We start from the raw sequence: 20,602 nt of genomic DNA, 5'->3' as shown, positions 1-20,602 counted from the left end.
ATACGAACAAATCTTTTCGTACTTCGATATGCGCGACAGACTTGCGCGATCAACGGGGTGGCGGACGCTTCGAGGGTTCGCTGTCCTTATGGGGCGGGTACAGCGGATGGCGCAGCGCGGCGTAGACCAGAACCACAGCGCAGATGGCCGTGAACCAGTCGAGCAGATCGGTCATGGCAAGGCTCTCCGTGATGGTCGACCAGCCATGTTGTGGACGCAGACGTCCGGTACGTCAACGAAGGAATCCGACTATGCAAATCCGGTGAGTGTCGCCGGCGCCGAGCGCATGTGACGCGAAGCGGGCGCGGCACATATCGTTATCGGCAATCGTTCGTTCCTGAGCGTGCACTGGCGCCCGTATGCTGCGGTGTCGTTGTCTCTCTTTCATAGACCCGCGCGGATGACCACTTACCTCGACGATCAGCAGCGCATGGAACTTGCGCAGGCGGCGCGGCATTGGCTGTGGCGCACCGAGCTGCCCACCTGGATGCTGATCCTGGCCGTGTATGGCGCCTGGTTTGGCGTGGCGACCCATGCCAGGCAGCTCGGCCTGCCGCTGGCCTGCGTACTGCTGACGTTGTGCACCACGTGGTACCTGTCGCTGCAGCACGAGTTGCTGCACGGGCATCCGACGCGTCTGCCATGGCTGAATGCGCTGCTTGGCGCGGCGCCACTGGCGGTGTGGCTGCCTTATGCGCTGTACCGTCGGGCGCATCTGCAGCACCATGAGGCCGAACTCACGCATCCGCATACCGATCCGGAAAGCTACTTCCTCGACGTTGGTGCATGGCAGTCCGCCCCGCGTGTCTTGCGTCGCCTCTATGCGGCACGCAACACGATGGCCGGCCGCATCGTGCTGCAGCCGGCGTTCTCCATCGCGTCGATCGTCGGCGACGCGATCGGCCGGGTGCGGTCCGGAGACTCGCGCGATCTCCCCGTGTGGGCGGCGCATCTTGCCGCCCTGACGGTTTTGCTGGCGTGGCTGCAGCGCGAATGCGGCATGCCGGCCTGGCTGATGCTGGCGGGCGTCGCGTATCCCGCGCTGTCCCTGGCGGCGATCCGGTCCTTTCAGGAACATCGCGCCACCGAAGCCCATGCGTCGCGCAGTGTCATCAACGAAGCCGGCCTGGGCTGGCGCCTGCTGTTCCTGAACAACAACTTTCACCTTGTGCATCACGATCTGCCAGGTGTGCCGTGGTTTGCGCTGGCCTGGGTCTATCGACGACGGGCGCATGACTACCTGGCGCGCGACGATGGCTTCTTCGTCCAGGGCTACCGCGAATGGCTCGTGCGTTATGCATGGCGCACGGTGGCGCCTGTCGTGCATCCACGGTTCGACGGGATGCTGGCGCTTCATATCGAGACATCGGGTGATCATGGCAAGGCCTGAACGCTGGGTGGCGGCGCTGCCCATGTACAACGTCGCGGCACCGTTGCGCGACGATTGGCTACTGCTGATCGACCGGGTTGGCCAGTTGCTGGGGCGCGCGCGGGCGCCTGTGACGCTCGCGGCGGTAGACCCTGGCGAAGGCGCCGACGCGCTGCACGCCTTCTGGCGCCGCGACGACCTGCTGCTGTCGCAGACCTGCGGCTATCCGCTGGTCCACGGGCTGGCCCCTTATGTCCGGCTGATCGGCACGCCGCGCTTTGCGGTGTCCGGCTGCCATCGGCAGGCCTACCGCAGTGTCATCGTAGTGCGTGCCGATGGTGGGCCTGCGACGATCGAAGCCTGCCGGGGCGCACGCGCCGCGTGCAACGGCCCTGACTCGCACAGCGGCATGAACGCGCTGCGTCACGTCGTTGCGCCGCTGGCCAGGGATGGGCGATTCTTCGGCGACGTGGTGCACACGGGTTCGCATCTCGCATCGCTGGCCGCGGTCGGAGAAGGCCGGGCCGATGTCGCGGCGATCGACTGCGTGACCCTGGCATTTGCGTCCGAGCATCATCCAGCGCTGGTGGCGGGCATCCGCCAGATCGGCGTGACGCGGGCGGTGCCCGGGCTGCCCTTCATTGCCTCGCGGCGCGCCCGCACTTCCCTTGTCAGGCAGGTGCGCGTCGCCTTGCGCGAGGCGCTGCGCGATGACGCCGACCTGCGGACGCGGCTTCATATGGACGACGTCGTGCGGACGACCGCGGCGGCGTACCTGCCGATCGCCGCGATGGCGCTGGACGCGCAGCGGCTGGGGTACGGCGAACTGGGATAGCGTCGGAACGCCAAGCCATCGATACCGGCGCAGTCACTTACCGGCCGCGCGCCGCGGGATGCCAGAAGACGACGCGCCGATGGATGCCGCGCGCGGCTTCCACGCCGATCAGGCCGGTCACCGCGAGCAGCAGCACGCCAGCAAACATCGTGGCAAGACTCATGCTGACCGACGACGAGGCAATCAGGTAGCCGAGCCCGCGCTGGGCCGACAGGAATTCGCCCACCACGGCGCCGATCAGGGCCAGCGATACGCCGATCTGCAGGCCCGAGAAGATGTCGACCAGCGCGGCCGGCAGCTTGACGTGCCACAGCAGGAAGCCGCGCGATGCGCTGAACGCGCGGCATGCTTCCAGCAGTTCGGGGTCGGTGCGCCGGATGCCGTTGATCGTGTTGACGAACAGCGGAAAGAAGCAGACCAGGGCTACCAGCACGATCTTCGATGCCGCACCAAAGCCAAACCAGACCAGCAGGATGGGCCCCAGCGCCACCTTGGGCGTGGCCTGCAGTCCCACCAGAAGCGGGTAGACAAAGCGCTCGAAGGTTTCGGATTCCGCCAGCAAAGCGCCAAGCGCCACGGCCAGGACGCTGCCCACCGCAAAGCCGGCAACGGTGTTGAGCAGCGTGGCGCCGATATGCGGCCACAGCGTGCCGGTGACAAATCCCTCCGCCAGCGACTGGAAGACCGCTTCTGGCGGGGGCAGCAGGTAGTCGGGAATCTGCAGCCATCGCACCGCCTGGTCCCAGGCGAGCAACAGCAGGCCGATGCTGATAGCGGGATAGAGCGGTGCGGGCAGGCGCCGGACGACGATGTCAGTGGGCATTGAAGTGTCTCCGCAAGTGCTGGGTCAGGGCGGTGAATTCCGGATGGTCGAATGTGTCGACGCTGCGCGGGCGCGCCAACGGGTTTTGCAGCGACTCCACGATGCGGCCAGGGCGCGGCGACATGACCAGAATCCGGTCCGCCAGGAACACGGCCTCGGGAATGCTGTGCGTGATGAACAGCACGGATTTGCGCTGGACGCTCCAGATATCCTGCAGGGCGAAGGTCAAGGTCTCGCGCGACAACGCGTCCAGTGCCGCGAAGGGTTCGTCCATCAGCAGCAGGGCGGGGTCCGGCAGCAGCATGCGGGCGATGCCGACCCGTTGCTGCATGCCGCCCGACAACTCGAACGGATAGTTGCCCGCAAATGTCGTCAGGCCCACCAATTCCAGCAATTGATCGGCACGGGCCTTCGCACGGCACAGGTCCAGGCCCTGGGTGCGCGCCGGCAGCAGCACGTTTTCGCGTACGGTCTTCCACGGCAGCAGGCTTGGCTTCTGGAACACCACGCCCGTGCCGCGGCTGGGCCCATCGACCGGGTGCCCATTCAGTGTGATTCGCCCACGCGTCGGTGAAAGCAGGCCGGCGGCAAGACGCAACAGGGTGGATTTCCCGCAGCCCGAAGGGCCGAGCAGCGCCACGAACTCGCCTTCGCCAATGTCCACATCGACGTCGGCCAATGCCTCGGTCTGCCCGGAGCGCGTGGGATAGGTCAGGCCCACCCCGCGTATCGACAGGGCGGGGCTCATGATGCGGTAGCCCGCCCGGCATTGTTGCCGGCGGATCGCTGCACGGCACCGGCAAGGAAATCGACCACGCGTGTCCACGAGGCGGCGCTGGCCCGGGCATTGGCCAGCGCGGTGCCCCCGCCATCGAGCAGCTGTCCGGCTACGGGGTGCGGCTTTGCGATCAGTGTCGCTGGCAATTGCGGCAAGCCGATCGCGTGGCCGGCGCCTTCGCCGCGAAAGTGCTCGACGATCGCGCCGTTGCCACGCTCGCGCAGTGTGGCGGCCACCTGGTCGCTGTAGAGCGTCGATGGCCAGAAGCCGTCGTCGGTGCCGGAAATCAGCAGCACCGGCGCCGGGATCTGCTCCACCGGGATGCGGGCGAGCGCCACGGCCTGGGCATTGCGCAGCGGCGTATGAAAGGCGGGCGCCTGGCGTATTGGCTGGCCCGGCTCGGGGGGATGGTCGAACGCGTGCCAGTCGGCGTCCGGATTATCGCGCCAGACATTGGGCAGCGGCTGGCCACGCCAGGTCCATGCGGTGGCATCGCGCGGCTTGTCCGGGTGGCCCGCGCGCAGGGTCCCATGGACCACGGCGCTGGGCACATACGCCACGACGGCAGACACGAGCGCCGGAAATTGCGACGCCAGCAACAACACCAGTTCGCCGCCGCGCGACACGCCCGATACCGCGACGAAGCCGTGCTGCGGTGCCAGACGTTCGTGCATCCAGCGCAGCGCGGTTTCGAAGTATTCGAGCGGCGTATCGTCAATATGGTCGGGCCGGCCCGGCGCCTTGAAATAGCCCAGGGCCAGCGCCGAGTAGCCGTGCGCGGCGTATAGCGCGGCACGTTGATCGTGCGTGCCGCCGCCGGAGCCTGCGAGCACCAGTACGGCCGGGTGGGGGCCGGGACCCGCCGGGGTGTAGAGCGTGCCGCTGAGGCCGGCCTCGCGTACCGGGCGGTGCGTGACGCCAGGCGCCAGGAATCGCAGGGTGTACTGCGCTCTTGCCTGTGCGCCGTACTGACCGGTTGCCGTGAGCATGATGTCGAGCGGCGCCACGCCTTCGCTCCATGCCGGGCGCGTCGGGGCGCGCACTCTCTGCATGGCCCAGACCGGTGCGGTCGCGTCGGCAACCATCCAGCCGCCGCTGACCGGTGTGGTATCGCCGACGGTGACCGTGCCTTCGGCATCGGCAGTCAGCACCGCATGGCTTTCCCACAGGCTGCCGTCCGGATGGTTCAGGGTCGCGGTCAGGGTGACGTGTTCCTCGCCGTTGAATCCGCGCAGGGTGATGTCGCGCGGGACATCCACCAGTGCGTCGGCCGGGGCGATATCGATGCGTGCGTGCAATGGCCGGCTCATTGGGCCGCCTTTGCGCGTCGCACCAGTGCGGCGCGGTCGAAGTCGTTGAAGGCCGGGACGAAGTCGTTCGAGAAAATCTTCTGCAGCGGCACGTCGGCGCTGGGATACTCCCCGGCCTGGGCCATGGCTTCGATGCCGCGCTGGATGGCTGACAGATCATACTGCCCCGGTACGCGCGGCGCGCCGGACGGGGTGTGCAGCACGCGCTTCAGACGGCGCGTCAGCAGTTCGGACGCCTCGGCGAGTGACTTGGCTTCGTCGCCTGCCGGCCTGGATTCCGGGTGCTGGCGCCAGAATGCCTTGACGCAGAATGCCGGGTTCGCCTCGCAAACGATCTGGGCCTGGGTGTAGGCGCGGCCGAAGCGGCGCACCAGGTCGGGCTGGTCGCGCAGGGTGTCGACGTGGGCGATGAAGCCGTTGCCTGCCGTCTCCTGGAACACAGCCGGATAGGCAATGCGCCGGATGCGGGTGCCGGACAGTTCGAGCTGGTCGTCCCAACTGCTGTTGAAGTTCAGCGCATCGACGCGATGGGTGCGCAGCGCCTGGAACCCCGCGCCCAGCGCCCCGACCGCGACGTACTCGACGTTCTTGCCCGGTTCCAGCCCCGCGAGGCGCAGCGCGGCACGCCCGCCGGGGATCGTTCCCCAGGTCAAGGCGCCCACGCCAATCTGCTTGCCCTTGAGATCCGCCAGCGAGCGGATCGGCGAATCGGCCAGCACGGCGAACTCCATCGTGTTGCCAGGCACACCGTTATAGAAATAGCGCAGCGGCAGCGGGTCCTTGCCCGAAAAGTGGCTCGCAATGACGGGCTCCGATGTGGGATAGCCAAACGTCACGCGCTTGCCCGCCACCTGCGGCAGCAGGGCGCCAGCGCCCTGAAAGACGATGGTCTTGACGCTGAGGTTGGCTTCCCTGAACAGGCCCAGCGCCTCGGCGGCTGCATAAGGCGCGCCGTCGTGGACCGCGGGCGGAATGGCCAGCGCGACAGTGACTTCATCGACCGCATGGGCCGAGGTGGCGAATAGCGCGGCGGTGCCTAGCGCGGCAAGGGTGGCGCCGGCGCGCGCCGGCTTGCGGAACAACATCATTGACTCCTGCGGATTGCAATCGGTTGGGTCAGGCTGCGCTATCACGGAACCAGCAGGCGCACCGCCTGATCGGCGAGCGCGCGGCGATCGATCTTCTGCGTGGCGGCCAGTGGCAGCGCATCGACGTACCAGATCCGGCGCGGATGCTGGTAGGCGGCCAACTGCGTCAGCGACCATTCGCGCAACGCATGTTCGGTGGGTGGGGCGATGCCCGGGCGCAGCACCACGAAGGCCACCGGCTTGGTGCCCTTGATCTCGTCAGGCACCGGTACGACGCTGGCCTGCTGCACGGCCTCGTGCCGCTCCAGCGCCTTTTCGATCTCGCCGGGGTAGAGGTTTTCGCCGCCGCTGACGAACATGTCGTCGCGCCGGCCCACGAAGGTGTAAAAGCCGTCCGCATCGCGGCGGAACACGTCACCGGTGATGTAGTAACCGTCATCGGTGAATGGCTGCAGTTCCGGGCGGTTGTGGTAACCGAGCATCAGCCCGGGGCTGCGCAGCGCGAGCACGCCTTCGTCGGCAGCCTGACCCTGCTCATCGATCAGCCGCACCGCCACGGCGGGGTGCGGATAGCCGACCGATTGCGCTGGCGTGGGCAGTCCGTCCGGATGCGGGCCAAACACGACGGGCCCGCCTTCGGTGGTGCCGTAGGCGTTGATGACGCGTGCATTGGGCAATAGCTGATGGATCTGCGCCTTCAGCGCGGGGCTGACCGGCGCGGACCCCATGCGCACTGCCCGGACGCTGCCCAGGTCGGTGCGATCCAGCAATGCGCGCTCGCGCAGCATCATGGCAATCATCGGCGGCACGGCCGTCAACCACGTGCACTGATAGCGTCCGATGGCATCGATATAGGCGGCGGCCTGGAACTGGGGCAGCAGTACCGATGGCGCATGGCAGGCAAGTGCCAGCAGGATCAGCGCCAGCGCGTTCATGTGGTACAGCGGCGCCGCAATCAGCACGCGCTCGCCGGCCAGCGGTGTGCTGGCCTGGCGTGCCTGCACGACCCAGAGATGGCTGGCATGGCTCAGGCGTACACCCTTGGGCCGCCCCGTCGAGCCGGAGGTGTAAAGCAGCAGCGCCAGGTCGTCGTCAGCGGGTGCGTATGCCGTGAAGGCGGCGGGATCGCCGTCCGGCGCGCTCAGGGCCGCATGTTCGGGCGACCCGAATACGATGGCCGGCGTGGCCGCCGGCACCGCCGCCCGGTGTGCCCCATCGCACAGCAAAAGCCGTGCGCCGCTATCGGCAACGATGTAGTCGACCAGTGGCTGTGGCAGCTTGAAGTTCACCGGCACCGCGACCAGCCCGGCGCGCATGATGCCGAGCAGCGACACGACGTAGTCGACCGAATTCACGCCAAGCAGCGCGATGCGGTCGCCTTGCGCCAGGCCACGCCCGAGCAGGCCCCGTGCAACGGCGTCGGCGGCGATGTCGATGTCGCCAAACGTACGCCGGATCGCCTCGCCGTTGGCGCCGACGCCAACGATGGCCAGCGCGCTGGGATCGGCGTCGCGCGCAATGACGCTACCGAGGTTGCGGCCCGGACTGTGGCCACTTGCTGCGTGTGCTTCCGCTGCCATGATGCGTCAGGCCTGCGCGGGGGTGGCGTAGACGCCGCGGCCGCTGGCTACCAGGCGGTCTTCGGCGTCATATACGTTGGCCTGGGCCACGCTCACCAGGCGCCCGGTCTTGATGACGGTGCCTACGACCCGAAGATCGCCGCGCGCCGGGCGATGGTAGTCCACGCGCAGGTCCACCGTCGGCACACCCCTGCCGGTGTGCGATACCAGCGCCCAGTCGGCGCCAAGGTCAACCAGCGCGGCCAGGATACCGCCGTGGATATAGCCGCCGTCGGGGTTGACGATCCATTCGTCGCGGAACTTCGCCGTCAGCGTGATCTCGCCTTCGGCGACGGATACGACCTGCAGGCCGAGCCATTGATGATAGGGGCCGCGAAGCAGTCGTGCCTGTACGTCGGCGGCGGAAGGCGGGGTAGTGGTCTGGGTCATGTTCGGTCTTCGGTGTCGGTATGAAACGGTGGGCGGGGTGCGGGGTAGGGCAAAGGGGCGATGGCTTACGGCGTCACCACAACCTTTCCCAGCACGGCGCGATCCCGGATCAGCGCCAGGCCTTTGGCGGCCTGGTCGAGCGTCAATACGCTGTCGATCACCGGATCGAGCTTGCCTTCGGCAACCAGGGCCAGCAGGGCCTTGAGGTTGTCGTCGTAGAAGCTGTTCGAGCCCTTGATGTTGAGCTCGAAACTCCAGACGTAGCGCAGGTCTTCCTTGGGGTCATGGCCGGCCGTGGCGCCGCACACCAGCAGCGTGCCGCCGCGCTTCAGGCTCTTGATGGAGGGCAGCCACGTATCGCCGCCCGTAAAATTGACGATGACATCCACGCCGCCCTCGTGCGTGCGGCGCTGCGGCTTGCCGTAACGCTCGATCACCCACTTGCCGAAGTCGACTTCGCGATAGTTGATGATGTGGTCAGCACCGAGCGCCTTGAGCCGTTCGCCCTTCTCGTCGGAACCCGCCGCGGCAATGACTTCGGCGCCCAGCATTTTTGCCAGCAGTACCGTGGCGGTTCCCACGCCGCCGCTGGCGCCAAGCACCAGCACCTTGTCACCGGGCTTGACGGTCTGGTGGGTGATCAACATCCGGTGTGCCGTGCCATAGGCCACCGGCAGCGCGGCCGCCTGGGCGAACGTGACGTTGTCGGGAAGGGCAATCAGCTGGCGCGCATCCACCCGCGCGAATTCGGCCATGCCGCCATCGGTCATTTCGCCCATCAGGCCCACGCCGGGCTTGAGCGGGTTCACCAGTACGCGGTCGCCGATCTTCCAGCACGTCACGCCGGCACCCAGTTCTGTGATGGTGCCGGCCAGGTCCAGGCCGATCACGACGGGGAACGGCACCTTGATGCCGGGCATGCCATGCACGGTGAAGACGTCGTGGTAGTTGAAGGACGACGCGCCCACCCGGATCACGACGTGGCCTTCGTCGGCCTTCGGTACGGGTTTGTCAGCGACGACGCGCAGCTGGTCTTCGAGGGTGCCGTGTGCGTCGAGCACCAGCGCTTGCATGGATTGAGTCACGATGGGTTCCTTGGGGGAGGGAAGCGAAAAGACATCAGGCGGAAAATGGGACGAGCTGGCCTACTTGAGCGCCTTGGCCTGCTCATAGGGCTTGCGGGCAAACAGATCGTCCTTGAGCTCGCCCTTGACCAGGCCGGATTCGACGAACACGGCGTGCTGGCGGCGCAGCGTGGCGATGTCCGCCGGCTCGAACGCCACGCGGTTCATGTCGTTCCAGTGGCTGACATAGACCTTGGCATCGTCGGCCGGCAGGTTGGCCTTCTTCTGCAGGATCTGGACGACTTCGTCGCGATTGGCGTTGCCCCAGGCCAGGGTGTCGCGCAATGCGGCAATCACGCGCGCCACGACCTCGGGATGGTTGTCGACCAGGTCGGACCGCGCGGCGCCCACGCCGATGTAGGGCACGGCGTCGGACTGGGTCAGCGTTTTCCACTCGCTGGCGAACGTGCCCAGCTTGCGCACCGGCAGTTCGTCGCCAAGTTGCTCCACGGTGACCGAGCGCAGCGCCGCCGCATCCACCTGCTTCTGCACCAGGAACTGCGCCAGGCGCGATTCGTTGCCGCCAACCAGCGCGAAATCGCCGCTCTTGATCTGGTAGTTTCCGGCCAGCACGGCGCCCGCGATGACCGCGACCGAGGAACCGGCGGGGGACATGCCCACCTTCTTGCCCTTGAGGTCACGGATGGACTGGATCGGTGAGTCCTTTGGCACGACGAACTGCACATCGGCGGGTTGCGTCGCGGCAAAGATGCGGATGGGCACGCCCGACGCCGCGGTGCCGAACACGCCGGCTACGGGTGCGCCGAACGCGAGATCGATCGAGCCGGAAGCCAGCGCCCGCAGCGGCGCGTTGACGTCGGGAAAGTGAACGAACTCGGCGCGCACACCACGCTTGGCAAGGAAATCCCTGGTTTCCAGGACCGAGCCGTAGCCCAGGCTCACGCCGCTGGTCCAGTAGCCGATCTTGACAACGGGAGCCGGCTCGGCGGCGGTGGCCGGGGTGATCGCCGCGTAGGACAGCGCGATAAATGCGGAATAGGCGGAAAACGCGGCGGCGGCCGCCGACAGTAGCTTGCGCACGATGAAATCCTCAGGCTTGGAAGGAAACGGATGGGGTGGACGGTTGCTGCGCGGCGGCTTTCCAGCGGAACAGCCGGCGCTCGGCGGGCTTGAGCAAGCTGCCTTCGAGCAGCAGCATCAGCCCGACCAGCAGCACGGTCCATGCGAAGACCTGATCGGTCTGGACGAGGTCGGCGGCCTGCCGCAGCCGATAGCCGATGCCGCTGGACGACCCAATGGTCTCCGCCACCAGTGACACCCGCCAGCCGAAGCCGAACGCCAGTCGTGCGCCGGCAAAGAAATGCGGCAGGATGGTCGGCACATAGATCTTGCGCAGCACCTGCACGCGGGACATGCGAAAGCTGCGTGCCAGGTCGACATAGTGCGGATCGACGGTCTTGGTGCCTTCCCAGACATTGGTCAGGATCAGCGGCATGGCCGTCATGAACACGACAAAGACCGTCGTGGCATCGGATATGCCGAACCAGATGATCGCGAAAATGGCCCAGATGGCCGACGACACGGTGTTCAAGACCGTCAGGACCGGCTCGAAGAAGCGGGCCAGAACGCGGCTTGCACCCAGTGTCAGTCCCAGGCCGCTGCCCACGATGGTGGCCAGCACGAAGCCTGACAGCACCCGTTGGCACGTGGCCGCCACGTCGGCGGCGAAGGTGTCGCTGTGCCACAGCGAGATCAGGGCCAGGCCCACCTTTTCGGGGCCGGGCAGCACGAACGATGGCACGCGCGCGGCGCCCCACCACCAGAGCCCCAGCAGCAGGGCAACCAGCAGCAGGCGTTGCAGCACCAGCGTGGCGAATTGGCGAGCAGCAGTCACTGTCACGGTGGCGCTCCTCATGCCGCGGCGCGCAGTACGCGCACCTGTTCCGCCACGATGGGCTCGGTGGGCACGCGCGGTCGCACCAGATCCGCCAGGTTGACCACGTCGGCCACACGCCCCGGCCGGGCCGCCAGCCGGACCACGCGGTCTGCCAGCACCACCGCTTCTTCCATATCGTGCGTCACGAACACCACGGTCATGCCATTGCCGGCCTGAATGCGCAGCAGTTCGTCGTGCATCTGGCTCCGCGTCTGGGGATCGAGCTTCGAAAACGGCTCGTCCATCAGCAGGACTTCGGGCTGCACGGCCAGGCTGCGGGCCAGCGCCACGCGGCTGCGCATGCCGCCCGATAGCGCGTGCGGCCAGGCGTCGCCGCGTGCGTGCAGGCCTACGAGTTCCAGCATGTCGTCGGCGCGGCGGCGACGATCGGCGCGCGACAGGTTGCTGGCTTCGAGGCCGAACGCGACGTTATCGCGCACGGTACGCCACGGCAGCAAGCGGTCTTCCTGGAACATATAGGCGATTCGGCGCCAGTCGGACACCTTTGGGGCGGGCACGCCGTCCACCGCAAGCTGCCCGGCGTCCGGGAGCACAAGCCCGGAAAGGATGTTCAGCAAGGTGCTCTTGCCGCAACCGGACGGACCGACCAGCGCCAGTACCTCGCCACGGCGCACGCTGACGTCGACCCCATCGAGGATCGTGGCGGCACCAAATCGCTTGACGATGCCCTGCGCAGACAGAACGGGCGGACTCATGCGGCACCTCCGCCCACGCGCATCGGCAGGTAGGTACCGGCCTGCGACAGGCTGGCATAAACCTTTTCCATGGTTTGCGTGCGGAATGCCTCGATGTGGCGGCGCGCGATCGTTTCGGCAGCCTTCTCGTCGCGATCCTCGAAGGCCTTGATCAGCGAGTTGTGGTCGTGGCGGATTTCGGGACGCACGCGCTGAACGTTGAAGCCCAGCGCGACAAGGCGCGACATTTCATCCATCAGCGCCGACAGCGTGCGCGTCAGGCGCTCGTTGCCGGTGGCGTGGACGATGGCAAGGTGGAACTGCTTGTTCGCGTCCATGAACTTGTCGATGCGGCGCGGCGCCGGAATCGCGTATTCATCACGGCACGCCGCCTCCAGCCCGTGCAGCAGCGCCGTGTCGACGCGTCCGACGGCCAGCCGGGCAGCCATCGGCTCCAGCTGCACGCGCAGCGCGAAAACTTCCTCGACGTCCTTGAGCGTGATGGGCGCCACCTGATATCCACGACGCGGACGAGCAAAGATCAGCCGGTCGTGCGCCAATCGCGTGAGCGCGATGCGGCAGCTGTTCTTGCCGAAGCCGTAGGCCGTCATCAACTCGCCTTCGGTGACCAGCGCGCCCGGCACCAGCTTGCAGGACAGGATGTCGCGGCGCAGCGCCGCGTATGCGGCAAGGCCCAGACTGGTGTCCTGGGCGTCCTCTGCAATGCCGGCCTGCACGAACATCGTCCCTTGCTCCTTCGCGATTGTCGGGCGGTACGCATGTCCGCCTTGAAATACATGGGCGTAGCTTAGAGCCGAGGCATTGGGAAGCAAACGAACGGTTTTACGGAAGCATATGAAGACGCTGCTGTGACTGGGCAGCCCAGTACTGTGAGCCGCTCACAGGAACGCCGTGGGCACCGCAGCGCGCACAGGAGCATGCAAGAAGACGTGGCCGATACACGCCAATGCCGGCAGTGCTCAGGGATCGGTGCAACGGAAGGGGGAGAAGACTGCGCCCCCGGGCCAGGGCCGGCCGGGGGCGAGAGAGAGGGAAGAAGCGCGGTCAGTCCAGCAGGTCGGGCTCGGCTTTCACCAGTCCGGCGTAGAGGCTTTCGAATGCGTGCAGCGATCCTTCGTTGCCACCGACCTGTCCATGCGTATGCCGGGCCGTCGCTTCGTCGATGGGCTGCGGCGTGCCAGCGGCCTCGGCCAGCAGCTGCGTATGGGCGGCGTTTTCCAGTGCGATGTACCACCAGGCTGTGGCTTCGACGGTCGGGCCGGCGGTGAGGATGCCGTGGTTCTTGAGGATCGCGCCCTTGTGGGTCTGGCCATTGCCCTTGTCCAGCGCCTGGGCGATCCGGTGGCCTTCGGAGGTGTCGACCACCATCCCCGTGAAGTCGTCGAACAGCACATGATCTTCGAAGAACGAGCATGCGTCCTGCGTCAGCGGATCGAGCTGGCGTCCGAGCGTGGACCACGCCTTGCCGTAAGTGGAATGGGTGTGCGCGGCCGCGACGATATGGGGATGTGCTTCATGAATCGCCGCGTGGATCGCGAACGCTGCCTTGTTCAGCGGTCGGTCGCCCACCACCGTCTCGCCTTGCGCATTGACAAGCAGCAGGTCGGAAACACGAATACGCGAGAAATGGACCCCCAGCGGGTTGACCCAGAAGTGGTCGGGAAACTCGGGATCGCGCGCGGTGATATGGCCGGCCAGGCCGAGGGCGAATCCCTGGCGCGCGAAGATCCGGAATGCGCCAGCCAACCGTTCCTGCCGATGGCGTCGCTCCGCCTCGATCGTTGGCCGTGCGGGGACCGGATCAAACCAGAACTTCTGCTGTGGTTTGGGGTTGGGAACGAACGCGCCACGGCGTTCGATTGGCAATACGCTGCTCATGTCGGGCCTTTCGGTGGGGAACACCGCATGAACCTACGCCGGCCTGCCGCGAAATGGAACGAAGCATTCGGCACGAGGATATGACACGAATGGCGGGGGCTACCGATGCGTGTGCCAGGGCACGAGCCATTGCGAGAGCCGGCGCATGGCGAGGTCGAACAGCCACGCAATGGCGCCGATCAGTACGATGCCCATCACCACCACATCGGTCCGCAGGAAGTTCGACGCATTGAGCACAAGCTGACCCAGGCCGGCGGTGGCAGCCACCATCTCGGCAGCCACCAGTGTTGTCCAGCCGAAGCCGATGGCAATGCGCAGGCCGATGAGGATCTCCGGCAAGGCCGCTGGCAGCACCACGTGGCGGACCAGTTGCCATCGCGTGGCGCCCATCGATTGGGCGGCGTGCAACTGCTCCGTCGGTACGCCAGCCACCCCGGCGCGTGTGGCGAGCGCGATCGGCGCAAAGCAAGCCAGGTAGATGAGCAGCAGCTTGGCCGTCTCGTCGATGCCGAACCAGATCACGATCAGGGGCAGATACGCCAACGGCGGCAGCGGCCGGTAGAACTCGAGCATGGGGTCGGCGATGCCCCGTGCCACACGGCTCGTGCCCATCAACAACCCCACCGGCACTGCCGTGATGGCCGCTAACAGGAAAGCGCCGAACACACGGGCCAGGCTCCATGCCACGTGCTGCCACAACAGCAGGCCGCCTTGCACGTTGCCGTCCCAGGCCTGAACGGCGGCATGCCAGACGGCCGAAGGCGGCGGCAGGAACAATGGTGGAATCCAGCCCGCACGGGTGATTGCCAGCCAGAGGCCAAGCAGCGCGAGGATGGTAGCGGCCGTGATGGTGCCGGTCCGGCCGCTGCCCAGACGTGGCAGCACCTGCGCTACGGGGATGATGGCTTCGGTGGCGGCGTCGGGCGACGCAACGTTGGCATGCTGCTGCAGCGGCACAGCGGCGACGGTCTCGTCAGCGGGGCTCATGCGGGTTGCCCGTGTATCAGGTGGAGAAGGCGCTCGCGCCAGGCGATGAATTCGGGCGACGCTTTCACGGCCCGGGCATCGCCGGTCTCGATATATCGTTGAACGAATGGCAGCGGAAATTCGTGCGCGATGCGTCCTGGGCCGGCCGACATCACGATGACCCGGGTGCCCAGAAACAGGGCTTCTTCGACGCTGTGGGTGATGAAGAACACAGTCTTTCCGGTCGCTGCCCAGACCTTGGCCAGCACCTCCTGGACCGATTCGCGCGATAACGCATCGAGCGCGCCCATCGGTTCGTCCATCAGCAGCACGCGGGGATCGTTGGCCAGCGCGCGTGCAATGCCAACGCGCTGCTGCATGCCGCCAGACAATTGGTAGACGGGCGCGGTGCCGTGGCGCTCAAGGCCCACCAGACGGAGTTGATGCTGCGCGAGCGCGATGCGTTCGGCGCGGGGGATACCCCGAAACCTCAGCCCGAGCGCGACATTGTCCTGCACATTGAGCCATGGCATCAGCGCATGCTTCTGGAAGACGACACCCAGCCCCGGACCGGGGCCAGTGACCGGTTCGCCGTCCAGCAGGATGCGTCCGGCGGACGGCCGGACAAATCCGGCCAGACAGTTCAGCAGCGTGGTCTTGCCACAACCGGAAGGCCCAAGAGCCACCACGAACTCGCCCGGGGCGATGGTCAGGTCAACGCCGGACAGCGCCAGCGGGGCATGATCGCCAGACGAAGCAAAGCGCACTGCCACGCGGTGCGCTTCGATGCGGCCGCCCGTTCCCGGGCTGGCCTTGTCCGTTATTGCGCGAGCTTGCGTACCCATGTCGCGTTGACGCCGGTGGCATAGTCGGGCAAGACAGTCTGGATGGTGCCCTGGCTCTTCAGGAATGCCGCGGTAGCCGCCAGCGACTTCGCCGCGCCACCGCCAAGCCAGGCCGCCGAGGCCTGCTGCTGGGGCGTGGGGAAGTCATACAGGGCCAGGCTGGCCGGCACGTCGGCGGCCTCTGCGCCCGACCACTTCGCCACCGCCTTGACCTGCGGCGATTCCGGCGTCCACGCCGCCTTGTTGGCGCGGTACGCCGCATCGGTATCGGCCAGAATCCTGACGAAAGACGTCAGGAACGCGTCATTGTCCCGGGCGAACGCCTTGTTGACGACGATGCCGTCAAAGGTCGCCTTGCCGGTTTCCTGTGCGATCCTGCCTGACGTGGTCAGGACATGGCCGTTCTTGTTGGCCTTTGCCAGCACGGGGTCCCAGATGAACGTCGCGTCGATGTCGCCCCGTTCCCACGCGGCGGCAATCTCGGGCGGGCGCATGTTGACGATCTTCACGCTGCGCGGATCGACCTTGGCCGTCTCGAGGGCCAGCAAGGTGTGGAAGTGCGATGTGGAGACGAACGGCACCGCCAGGCGCTTGCCCTTGAGATCGGCCAGCGACTTCACATCGCTGCCGTGGCGCGTGACCAACGCTTCGGCGTCGTTGATATTGTCGAGAATCCAGAACAGCTCGATACCGAGGCCCTGCGACAGGCCCGCGGCAATCGGCGCGGAGCCCGCTTCGCCAATCTGCACCGAACCCGACGCCAGCGCGCGAATGACATCCGCACCGCTGGCCAGCTTGCGGAACGTGACCTTGTAGCCGGTTTGCTTCTCGATGGTCTGGGCATCCTGCGCATAGCGCCATGGCACCACCATGTCCTGGTACGCAATCACGACTTCCTTCGATTGGGCGATGGCGGTGCCGGCAATCAGCAGCGCGGCGCAGGCCATCATCGTCTTCAGCAAGCTTTTCATGGGCGTTGGTCATGGCAGGAAAGACGGCCAGTATAGGAAACGGCGCCAGCGGCGAGAAGGAAGGTTTCGGCCAATGCTTATCCGGTTTTCGCGATACGCGTCCCACCGCCGACGACGCACGGCATATCGATATCGGCTTTCGTTCGTTCCCGTCCGTGAAGGGCTTCCTTATGCTCGTGTGCCAGACACCATTGCAAACGCTCGCCCGTTCCCCGCATGCCCGCTGCCTCGCCGCCCCCCCAGCTTCACCTGAATCTCAACGCGCTGCATTCAGGTTTCGTGCCGTCGGCATGGCGCCTGCCCGGCAGCGATCCGCGTGCCTTTGTCGATGTGCAGCACTATGTCCGGCTGGCGCAGATCGCCGAAGCGGGCAAGCTCGATGCCATCTTTCTGGCCGATAACGCGTCCATCGCCGACCAGATCAACTTTCGGCCCATTACCGCGCTGGAGCCCACCGTGCTCCTTGCCTGCGTTGCAGCGGCCACGCGCCATATCGGGCTGGTGGCAACTGCCTCGACCAGCTACAACGAGCCGTACAACATCGCGCGGCGCTTTGCCACGCTCGATCACGTCAGTGGCGGGCGCGCGGGATGGAACGTCGTAACGACGGCCGATGCCGGGTCCGCGCGCAACTTCGGTCGGGCGGGGCCGCCCGATCATGCACAACGCTACGCGCGCGCCGACGAGTTCACGAGCGTGGTCAAGGCGCTATGGGATAGCTGGGAAGACAGCGCGTTCGTGGGGGACCGTCAGTCGGGCAGCTTCGTGGACACGGCCCGCCTGCAGCCCATTGCCCATCATGGCCCGTTCTTCGATGTGCAAGGGCCGCTGAACCTGCCACGGCCGCCCCAGGGGCATCCGGTGCTGTTCCAGGCTGGTGGGTCGAACGATGGCCGCGAACTGGCGGCCCGTCATGCCGAAGCCGTGTTTTCGGCCTCGCAATCGCTGGAGGAGTCGCGCGAATACCGCCGGGCGCTGAATCAGCGTGCCGAAGCCCTCGGTCGCGGGCCAGGCGCGATCAAGGTCCTGCCGGGGCTGACGACGATCGTCGGTGCAACCGAGGCGCAGGCGCGCCAACGACGCGATGCGCTGGTCGACCTGATTCCGTGGGACTACAGCCTGAACCGGCTGGCCGGCACGCTTGGCATTACCGCCGACCGGCTGTCGCTCGATGCGCCGTTGCCGGACGGGCTCGCGCTGCCGGCCAATGGCAATCACACGTTCTTTCGCGCGACGATTGCGCTTGCGCAGCGCCAGAACCTGACGGTACGGGGGCTGATCCGCGAGCTTGCGGGTGGCGGTGGGCATCGCGTCATCGTCGGCACCCCCGAACAGATCGCCGATGACATCGAGCACTGGTTCCGCAGCGGCGCGGCCGATGGGTTCAACCTGATGCCCGATGCGTTGCCCGATGGGGTGCAGGACTTTGTGGAAGGGGTGGTGCCGATCCTGCAGCGCCGCGGCCTTTTCCGCAAGGACTACGAGGGCAGCACCTTGCGCGAGCACATGGGGCTGGCCCGGCCGGCCGGGAGGACGGCCTCGCGCGCGGCGGCGTAGTCCGCATTTGCTATATCGGATTACTTCGTGGACCCGGGCAGGAGGGTTTCATAGACTGGTGCTTCCCAAACTCTCGCACCTTTCATCATGAAACGACGCTCCGCCCTTGGTGTCATCGCTACGCTGGCTCTGGTGCTGGCCGCCTTGCCGATTGCATCGGCCTACGCCCAGTCATCGGGCGGCAAGCCGCTGAAGGTTGGCGTGCGCGGCGGCGTGGACGAGGAGATCTGGGAGGTTGTTACCCGGGAGGCGGCCAGGAACGGCCTGAAGGTCGAGACAGTGATCATCACCGGCACCGCGAGCCCGAACGAGGCGCTGAACAACGGTGACCTCGACGCCAATTCGTTCCAGCACATTCCATTTCTGCGTGACCAGATCAAGCAGCGCGGCTACAAGATCACCAACGTGGGCGACACGCTGATCTCGCCTATCGCGTTCTATTCGCGCAAGGTGAAGTCGCTGGAGGCGCTGCCGAATGGCGCCCGCATCGGCATCCCGAACGATCCCAGCAACCAGACCCGGGCGTTGGTCATCTTGCGCGACCACGGCCTGATCAAGCTGAAGGACGGCTTCGATCCGTACACGGGGACCGTCTCGCTGGCCGATATCACGGCCAATCCGCGCAAGCTCGAGTTCATCGAAAGTGCGTCGGTGGTGCTGCCGCGTGCGCTGCCCGACGTGGACGCCGCCGCCATCGTCAACACGTTCGCGTACCAGGCCGGCCTGATTGCCACGCGCGATGGCATCGCGGTGGAAAAGCGCGAGAACAATCCCTACGTCAACGTCATTGCCGTGCGTGAGAAGGACCGGGCCGCACCGTGGGTGCAGCAACTGGTCAAGTCCTACCAGTCCGAGGCGGTGCGCAAGTTCATCCTGACCAAGTATCAGGGGTCGGTCATTCCGGCGTTCTGAAGTGCCGAAGAAAAGGGACGATTGCATGCGCACGATTTCGCAATTGCCGGCGCGCGACCCGCACATCGTGTTCGAGCAGGTTGGCAAGACCTATGCGGGCGCCGCCGCGCCTGCGCTGGCGGATGTCTCGTTCACGATCGAACGCGGCGAGGTATTCGGCATCATCGGCCGCAGTGGCGCGGGAAAGTCGACGCTGCTGCGGAGCATCAACATGCTGGAGCGGCCTGACCGTGGTCACGTATGGATCGACGACACCGACATCGGCAAGCTCGACGAGGATGGTCTGGTCAGGCTACGCAGGCGCATCGGCATGATCTTCCAGCACTTCAACCTGATGTCGGCGAAGAACGTCTTCGACAACGTGGCGCTGCCGCTGCGCGTGGCGGGCGTGCGGCGCGCGGAGATCGAAACCCGTGTCAACGACCTGCTGGCGACAGTGGGGCTCGCGGACAAGGCCCAGGCCTACCCGGCGATGCTGTCGGGCGGTCAGAAGCAGCGCGTGGGTATTGCGCGTGCGCTGGTACACCGCCCGGAAATCCTGTTGTGCGACGAAGCGACTTCGGCGCTCGATCCGGAAACGACCGAGCAGATCCTGGCGTTGCTGCGGGACATCAACAAGCAGTTCGGCCTCACCGTGGTGCTGATCACGCACGACATGGCTGTGATCGAGGAGGCCTGCGACCGGGTGCTGGTGCTGGATCACGGCCAGGTGAAAGAGCAGGGGCCGGTATGGCGCATATTTGCCGACCCGCAGGCCGAAGCCACGCTGTCGCTGCTGCGCCCGCTGCGCAAGCGTCTGCCTGCGAACGTACATCCTGCGGAGGACGCCCATCGTGTTGCCAATGGCTGAGAAGTACCTGAAGGCGTTCGGCGAAACGCTGCTGATGACCGGCAGCGCCTGCCTGGTGGTGTTTGTCGTCGGCATGGCGCTGGCCATCGTGCTGACCGTGACCGCGCCCGGCGGCCTGGCCCCGAGGCCGCGAACGAACCGCGTGCTGTCGGTGCTGGTCAACATGTTCCGATCGATCCCTTTCATCATCCTGCTGGTGGCCATGTTGCCCGTTACGCGGCTGATCGTCGGCACGACGATGGGCACATGGGCTGCGGTGGTGCCGCTAAGCGCGCATCTGATTCCATTCTTTGCGCGGGTGTCCCAGGTGGCACTCAATGAAACCGATGCGGGGCTGATCGAGGCGGCGCGGGCCATGGGCTGCCGGCGCTGGCACATTGTGCGGCATGTGTTGTTGCCCGAGGCGCTGCCGGCGCTGATCGGCGGGGCCACCGTCACCGTGATTGCGATGATCGGGTCGTCGGCCATGGCAGGTGCCGTGGGGGCGGGTGGCCTCGGCGACCTGGCGATCCGCTATGGCTACGAACGCTATGAAACGGCCGTCATGTTCAATGTGATCGCCATCCTGGTGGTGCTGGTAACGGTGGTGCAATTCACGGGCGAGCGGCTGGCTCGCCGTTTCGATCACCGGCGATAGCCCCGCCGCCGTCTCCTTTTCGGAGTGGCGGCGTCTT

Annotated in this window: 21 protein-coding genes and 1 pseudogene; 6 read left to right on the top strand and 16 right to left on the bottom strand. The window is 66.4% G+C overall.

Features of this window, described 5'->3' with window-relative positions; translation table 11 throughout:
* Positions 1-49 precede the first annotated feature (49 nt).
* Positions 50-175: a hypothetical protein gene (locus tag AC3FJ6_RS12745; protein ID WP_488772201.1), complete on the bottom strand. Its 126-nt coding sequence runs from the start codon at positions 173-175 to the stop codon at positions 50-52.
* Between the two features lie 225 nt (positions 176-400).
* Here AC3FJ6_RS12745 and AC3FJ6_RS12740 point away from each other — a divergent pair, with 225 nt between their 5' ends.
* Positions 401-1,390 carry a fatty acid desaturase gene (locus AC3FJ6_RS12740; protein ID WP_488772200.1) on the top strand — a complete coding sequence of 330 codons (990 nt, stop codon included), beginning with the start codon at positions 401-403 and terminating at the stop codon, positions 1,388-1,390.
* Positions 1,391-1,412: 22 nt separating this feature from the next.
* Positions 1,413-2,204, top strand: a complete 792-nt coding sequence (locus AC3FJ6_RS12735) for a phosphate/phosphite/phosphonate ABC transporter substrate-binding protein (RefSeq protein WP_488772198.1) — start codon at positions 1,413-1,415, stop codon at positions 2,202-2,204.
* A 37-nt stretch (positions 2,205-2,241) separates the two neighbouring features.
* Here AC3FJ6_RS12735 and AC3FJ6_RS12730 read toward each other — a convergent pair whose 3' ends face one another.
* The 15 genes from AC3FJ6_RS12730 to tauA all read right to left on the bottom strand — a co-directional run bounded on the left by AC3FJ6_RS12730 (position 2,242) and on the right by tauA (position 16,609).
* Positions 2,242-3,027, bottom strand: coding sequence for an ABC transporter permease (locus AC3FJ6_RS12730; protein ID WP_488772197.1), 786 nt, complete (start codon positions 3,025-3,027; stop codon positions 2,242-2,244).
* A complete protein-coding gene (locus AC3FJ6_RS12725) occupies positions 3,017-3,775 on the bottom strand; it encodes an ABC transporter ATP-binding protein (protein WP_488772196.1) in 759 nt (252 codons plus the stop codon). Before AC3FJ6_RS12725 ends, AC3FJ6_RS12730 begins: the two co-directional genes overlap by 11 nt.
* Entirely contained in the window at positions 3,772-5,115 is a 1,344-nt protein-coding gene (locus AC3FJ6_RS12720) for an acyl-CoA thioester hydrolase/BAAT C-terminal domain-containing protein (protein ID WP_488772195.1), read from the bottom strand. The genes AC3FJ6_RS12725 and AC3FJ6_RS12720 overlap by 4 nt, the downstream gene beginning before the upstream one ends.
* Positions 5,112-6,200 (bottom strand): ABC transporter substrate-binding protein, encoded by a 1,089-nt coding sequence (locus AC3FJ6_RS12715; protein WP_488772194.1) that lies wholly within the window; start codon positions 6,198-6,200, stop codon positions 5,112-5,114. Before AC3FJ6_RS12715 ends, AC3FJ6_RS12720 begins: the two co-directional genes overlap by 4 nt.
* A gap of 44 nt (positions 6,201-6,244) precedes the next feature.
* Entirely contained in the window at positions 6,245-7,783 is a 1,539-nt protein-coding gene (locus AC3FJ6_RS12710) for a class I adenylate-forming enzyme family protein (protein WP_488772193.1), read from the bottom strand.
* Positions 7,784-7,789: 6 nt separating this feature from the next.
* The gene (locus AC3FJ6_RS12705) at positions 7,790-8,212 is read right to left on the bottom strand and encodes a PaaI family thioesterase (RefSeq protein ID WP_488772192.1); all 423 of its coding nucleotides are present in this window, start codon (positions 8,210-8,212) and stop codon (positions 7,790-7,792) included.
* A 65-nt stretch (positions 8,213-8,277) separates the two neighbouring features.
* Positions 8,278-9,285 carry a zinc-binding dehydrogenase gene (locus tag AC3FJ6_RS12700; protein ID WP_488772379.1) on the bottom strand — a complete coding sequence of 336 codons (1,008 nt, stop codon included), beginning with the start codon at positions 9,283-9,285 and terminating at the stop codon, positions 8,278-8,280.
* Between the two features lie 72 nt (positions 9,286-9,357).
* Positions 9,358-10,377, bottom strand: coding sequence for an ABC transporter substrate-binding protein (locus AC3FJ6_RS12695; RefSeq protein ID WP_488772191.1), 1,020 nt, complete (start codon positions 10,375-10,377; stop codon positions 9,358-9,360).
* Between the two features lie 10 nt (positions 10,378-10,387).
* Positions 10,388-11,197 carry an ABC transporter permease gene (locus AC3FJ6_RS12690; protein ID WP_488772190.1) on the bottom strand — a complete coding sequence of 270 codons (810 nt, stop codon included), beginning with the start codon at positions 11,195-11,197 and terminating at the stop codon, positions 10,388-10,390.
* 11 nt (positions 11,198-11,208) lie between these two features.
* Complete coding sequence (locus tag AC3FJ6_RS12685; protein WP_488772188.1) at positions 11,209-11,949, bottom strand: ABC transporter ATP-binding protein; 741 nt, start codon at positions 11,947-11,949, stop codon at positions 11,209-11,211.
* The gene (locus AC3FJ6_RS12680; RefSeq protein ID WP_488772187.1) at positions 11,946-12,671 is read right to left on the bottom strand and encodes a GntR family transcriptional regulator; all 726 of its coding nucleotides are present in this window, start codon (positions 12,669-12,671) and stop codon (positions 11,946-11,948) included. The genes AC3FJ6_RS12685 and AC3FJ6_RS12680 overlap by 4 nt, the downstream gene beginning before the upstream one ends.
* Positions 12,672-12,993: 322 nt before the next feature.
* Entirely contained in the window at positions 12,994-13,827 is an 834-nt protein-coding gene (locus AC3FJ6_RS12675) for a class II aldolase/adducin family protein (RefSeq protein WP_488772186.1), read from the bottom strand.
* Between the two features lie 99 nt (positions 13,828-13,926).
* A complete protein-coding gene (locus tag AC3FJ6_RS12670; RefSeq protein WP_488772185.1) occupies positions 13,927-14,814 on the bottom strand; it encodes an ABC transporter permease subunit in 888 nt (295 codons plus the stop codon).
* Entirely contained in the window at positions 14,811-15,638 is an 828-nt protein-coding gene (locus AC3FJ6_RS12665) for a taurine ABC transporter ATP-binding protein (protein WP_488772184.1), read from the bottom strand. The genes AC3FJ6_RS12670 and AC3FJ6_RS12665 overlap by 4 nt, the downstream gene beginning before the upstream one ends.
* Positions 15,614-16,609 carry a taurine ABC transporter substrate-binding protein gene (gene tauA / locus AC3FJ6_RS12660; protein WP_488772182.1) on the bottom strand — a complete coding sequence of 332 codons (996 nt, stop codon included), beginning with the start codon at positions 16,607-16,609 and terminating at the stop codon, positions 15,614-15,616. The genes AC3FJ6_RS12665 and tauA overlap by 25 nt, the downstream gene beginning before the upstream one ends.
* A gap of 216 nt (positions 16,610-16,825) precedes the next feature.
* Here tauA and AC3FJ6_RS12655 point away from each other — a divergent pair, with 216 nt between their 5' ends.
* From AC3FJ6_RS12655 to AC3FJ6_RS12640, 4 genes and pseudogenes are all read left to right on the top strand, one after another.
* On the top strand, positions 16,826-18,166 hold the full coding sequence (locus AC3FJ6_RS12655) for an LLM class flavin-dependent oxidoreductase (protein WP_488772181.1): 1,341 nt from the start codon (positions 16,826-16,828) through the stop codon (positions 18,164-18,166).
* Positions 18,167-18,253: 87 nt separating this feature from the next.
* The gene (locus AC3FJ6_RS12650) at positions 18,254-19,078 is read left to right on the top strand and encodes a MetQ/NlpA family ABC transporter substrate-binding protein (RefSeq protein ID WP_400394969.1); all 825 of its coding nucleotides are present in this window, start codon (positions 18,254-18,256) and stop codon (positions 19,076-19,078) included.
* 25 nt (positions 19,079-19,103) lie between these two features.
* Positions 19,104-19,889, top strand: a pseudogene (locus AC3FJ6_RS12645) (methionine ABC transporter ATP-binding protein); the annotation flags it as partial.
* A 31-nt stretch (positions 19,890-19,920) separates the two neighbouring features.
* A complete protein-coding gene (locus AC3FJ6_RS12640) occupies positions 19,921-20,565 on the top strand; it encodes a methionine ABC transporter permease (RefSeq protein ID WP_153946078.1) in 645 nt (214 codons plus the stop codon).
* Positions 20,566-20,602: the final 37 nt, after the last annotated feature.

This window comes from Cupriavidus sp. 94F1 (assembly GCF_057798875.1).
This window is presented reverse-complemented; position numbering and strand designations above follow the sequence as displayed.

Excerpts from the sequence above, each read along its gene's own strand:
- tauA (WP_488772182.1), bottom strand. The coding sequence starts at position 16,609 with ATGAAAAGCTTGCTGAAGACGATGATGGCCTGCGCCGCGCTGCTGATT.
- AC3FJ6_RS12650 (WP_400394969.1), top strand. The coding sequence starts at position 18,254 with ATGAAACGACGCTCCGCCCTTGGTGTCATCGCTACGCTGGCTCTGGTG.
- AC3FJ6_RS12710 (WP_488772193.1), bottom strand. The coding sequence starts at position 7,783 with ATGGCAGCGGAAGCACACGCAGCAAGTGGCCACAGTCCGGGCCGCAAC.
- AC3FJ6_RS12730 (WP_488772197.1), bottom strand. The coding sequence starts at position 3,027 with ATGCCCACTGACATCGTCGTCCGGCGCCTGCCCGCACCGCTCTATCCC.
- AC3FJ6_RS12740 (WP_488772200.1), top strand. The coding sequence starts at position 401 with ATGACCACTTACCTCGACGATCAGCAGCGCATGGAACTTGCGCAGGCG.
- AC3FJ6_RS12640 (WP_153946078.1), top strand. The coding sequence starts at position 19,921 with ATGGCTGAGAAGTACCTGAAGGCGTTCGGCGAAACGCTGCTGATGACC.
- AC3FJ6_RS12725 (WP_488772196.1), bottom strand. The coding sequence starts at position 3,775 with ATGAGCCCCGCCCTGTCGATACGCGGGGTGGGCCTGACCTATCCCACG.
- AC3FJ6_RS12680 (WP_488772187.1), bottom strand. The coding sequence starts at position 12,671 with ATGTTCGTGCAGGCCGGCATTGCAGAGGACGCCCAGGACACCAGTCTG.
- AC3FJ6_RS12735 (WP_488772198.1), top strand. The coding sequence starts at position 1,413 with ATGTACAACGTCGCGGCACCGTTGCGCGACGATTGGCTACTGCTGATC.
- AC3FJ6_RS12670 (WP_488772185.1), bottom strand. The coding sequence starts at position 14,814 with ATGAGCCCCGCTGACGAGACCGTCGCCGCTGTGCCGCTGCAGCAGCAT.
- AC3FJ6_RS12665 (WP_488772184.1), bottom strand. The coding sequence starts at position 15,638 with ATGGGTACGCAAGCTCGCGCAATAACGGACAAGGCCAGCCCGGGAACG.
- AC3FJ6_RS12700 (WP_488772379.1), bottom strand. The coding sequence starts at position 9,285 with ATGCAAGCGCTGGTGCTCGACGCACACGGCACCCTCGAAGACCAGCTG.
- AC3FJ6_RS12685 (WP_488772188.1), bottom strand. The coding sequence starts at position 11,949 with ATGAGTCCGCCCGTTCTGTCTGCGCAGGGCATCGTCAAGCGATTTGGT.
- AC3FJ6_RS12705 (WP_488772192.1), bottom strand. The coding sequence starts at position 8,212 with ATGACCCAGACCACTACCCCGCCTTCCGCCGCCGACGTACAGGCACGA.
- AC3FJ6_RS12715 (WP_488772194.1), bottom strand. The coding sequence starts at position 6,200 with ATGTTGTTCCGCAAGCCGGCGCGCGCCGGCGCCACCCTTGCCGCGCTA.
- AC3FJ6_RS12675 (WP_488772186.1), bottom strand. The coding sequence starts at position 13,827 with ATGAGCAGCGTATTGCCAATCGAACGCCGTGGCGCGTTCGTTCCCAAC.
- AC3FJ6_RS12655 (WP_488772181.1), top strand. The coding sequence starts at position 16,826 with ATGCCCGCTGCCTCGCCGCCCCCCCAGCTTCACCTGAATCTCAACGCG.
- AC3FJ6_RS12720 (WP_488772195.1), bottom strand. The coding sequence starts at position 5,115 with ATGAGCCGGCCATTGCACGCACGCATCGATATCGCCCCGGCCGACGCA.
- AC3FJ6_RS12745 (WP_488772201.1), bottom strand. The coding sequence starts at position 175 with ATGACCGATCTGCTCGACTGGTTCACGGCCATCTGCGCTGTGGTTCTG.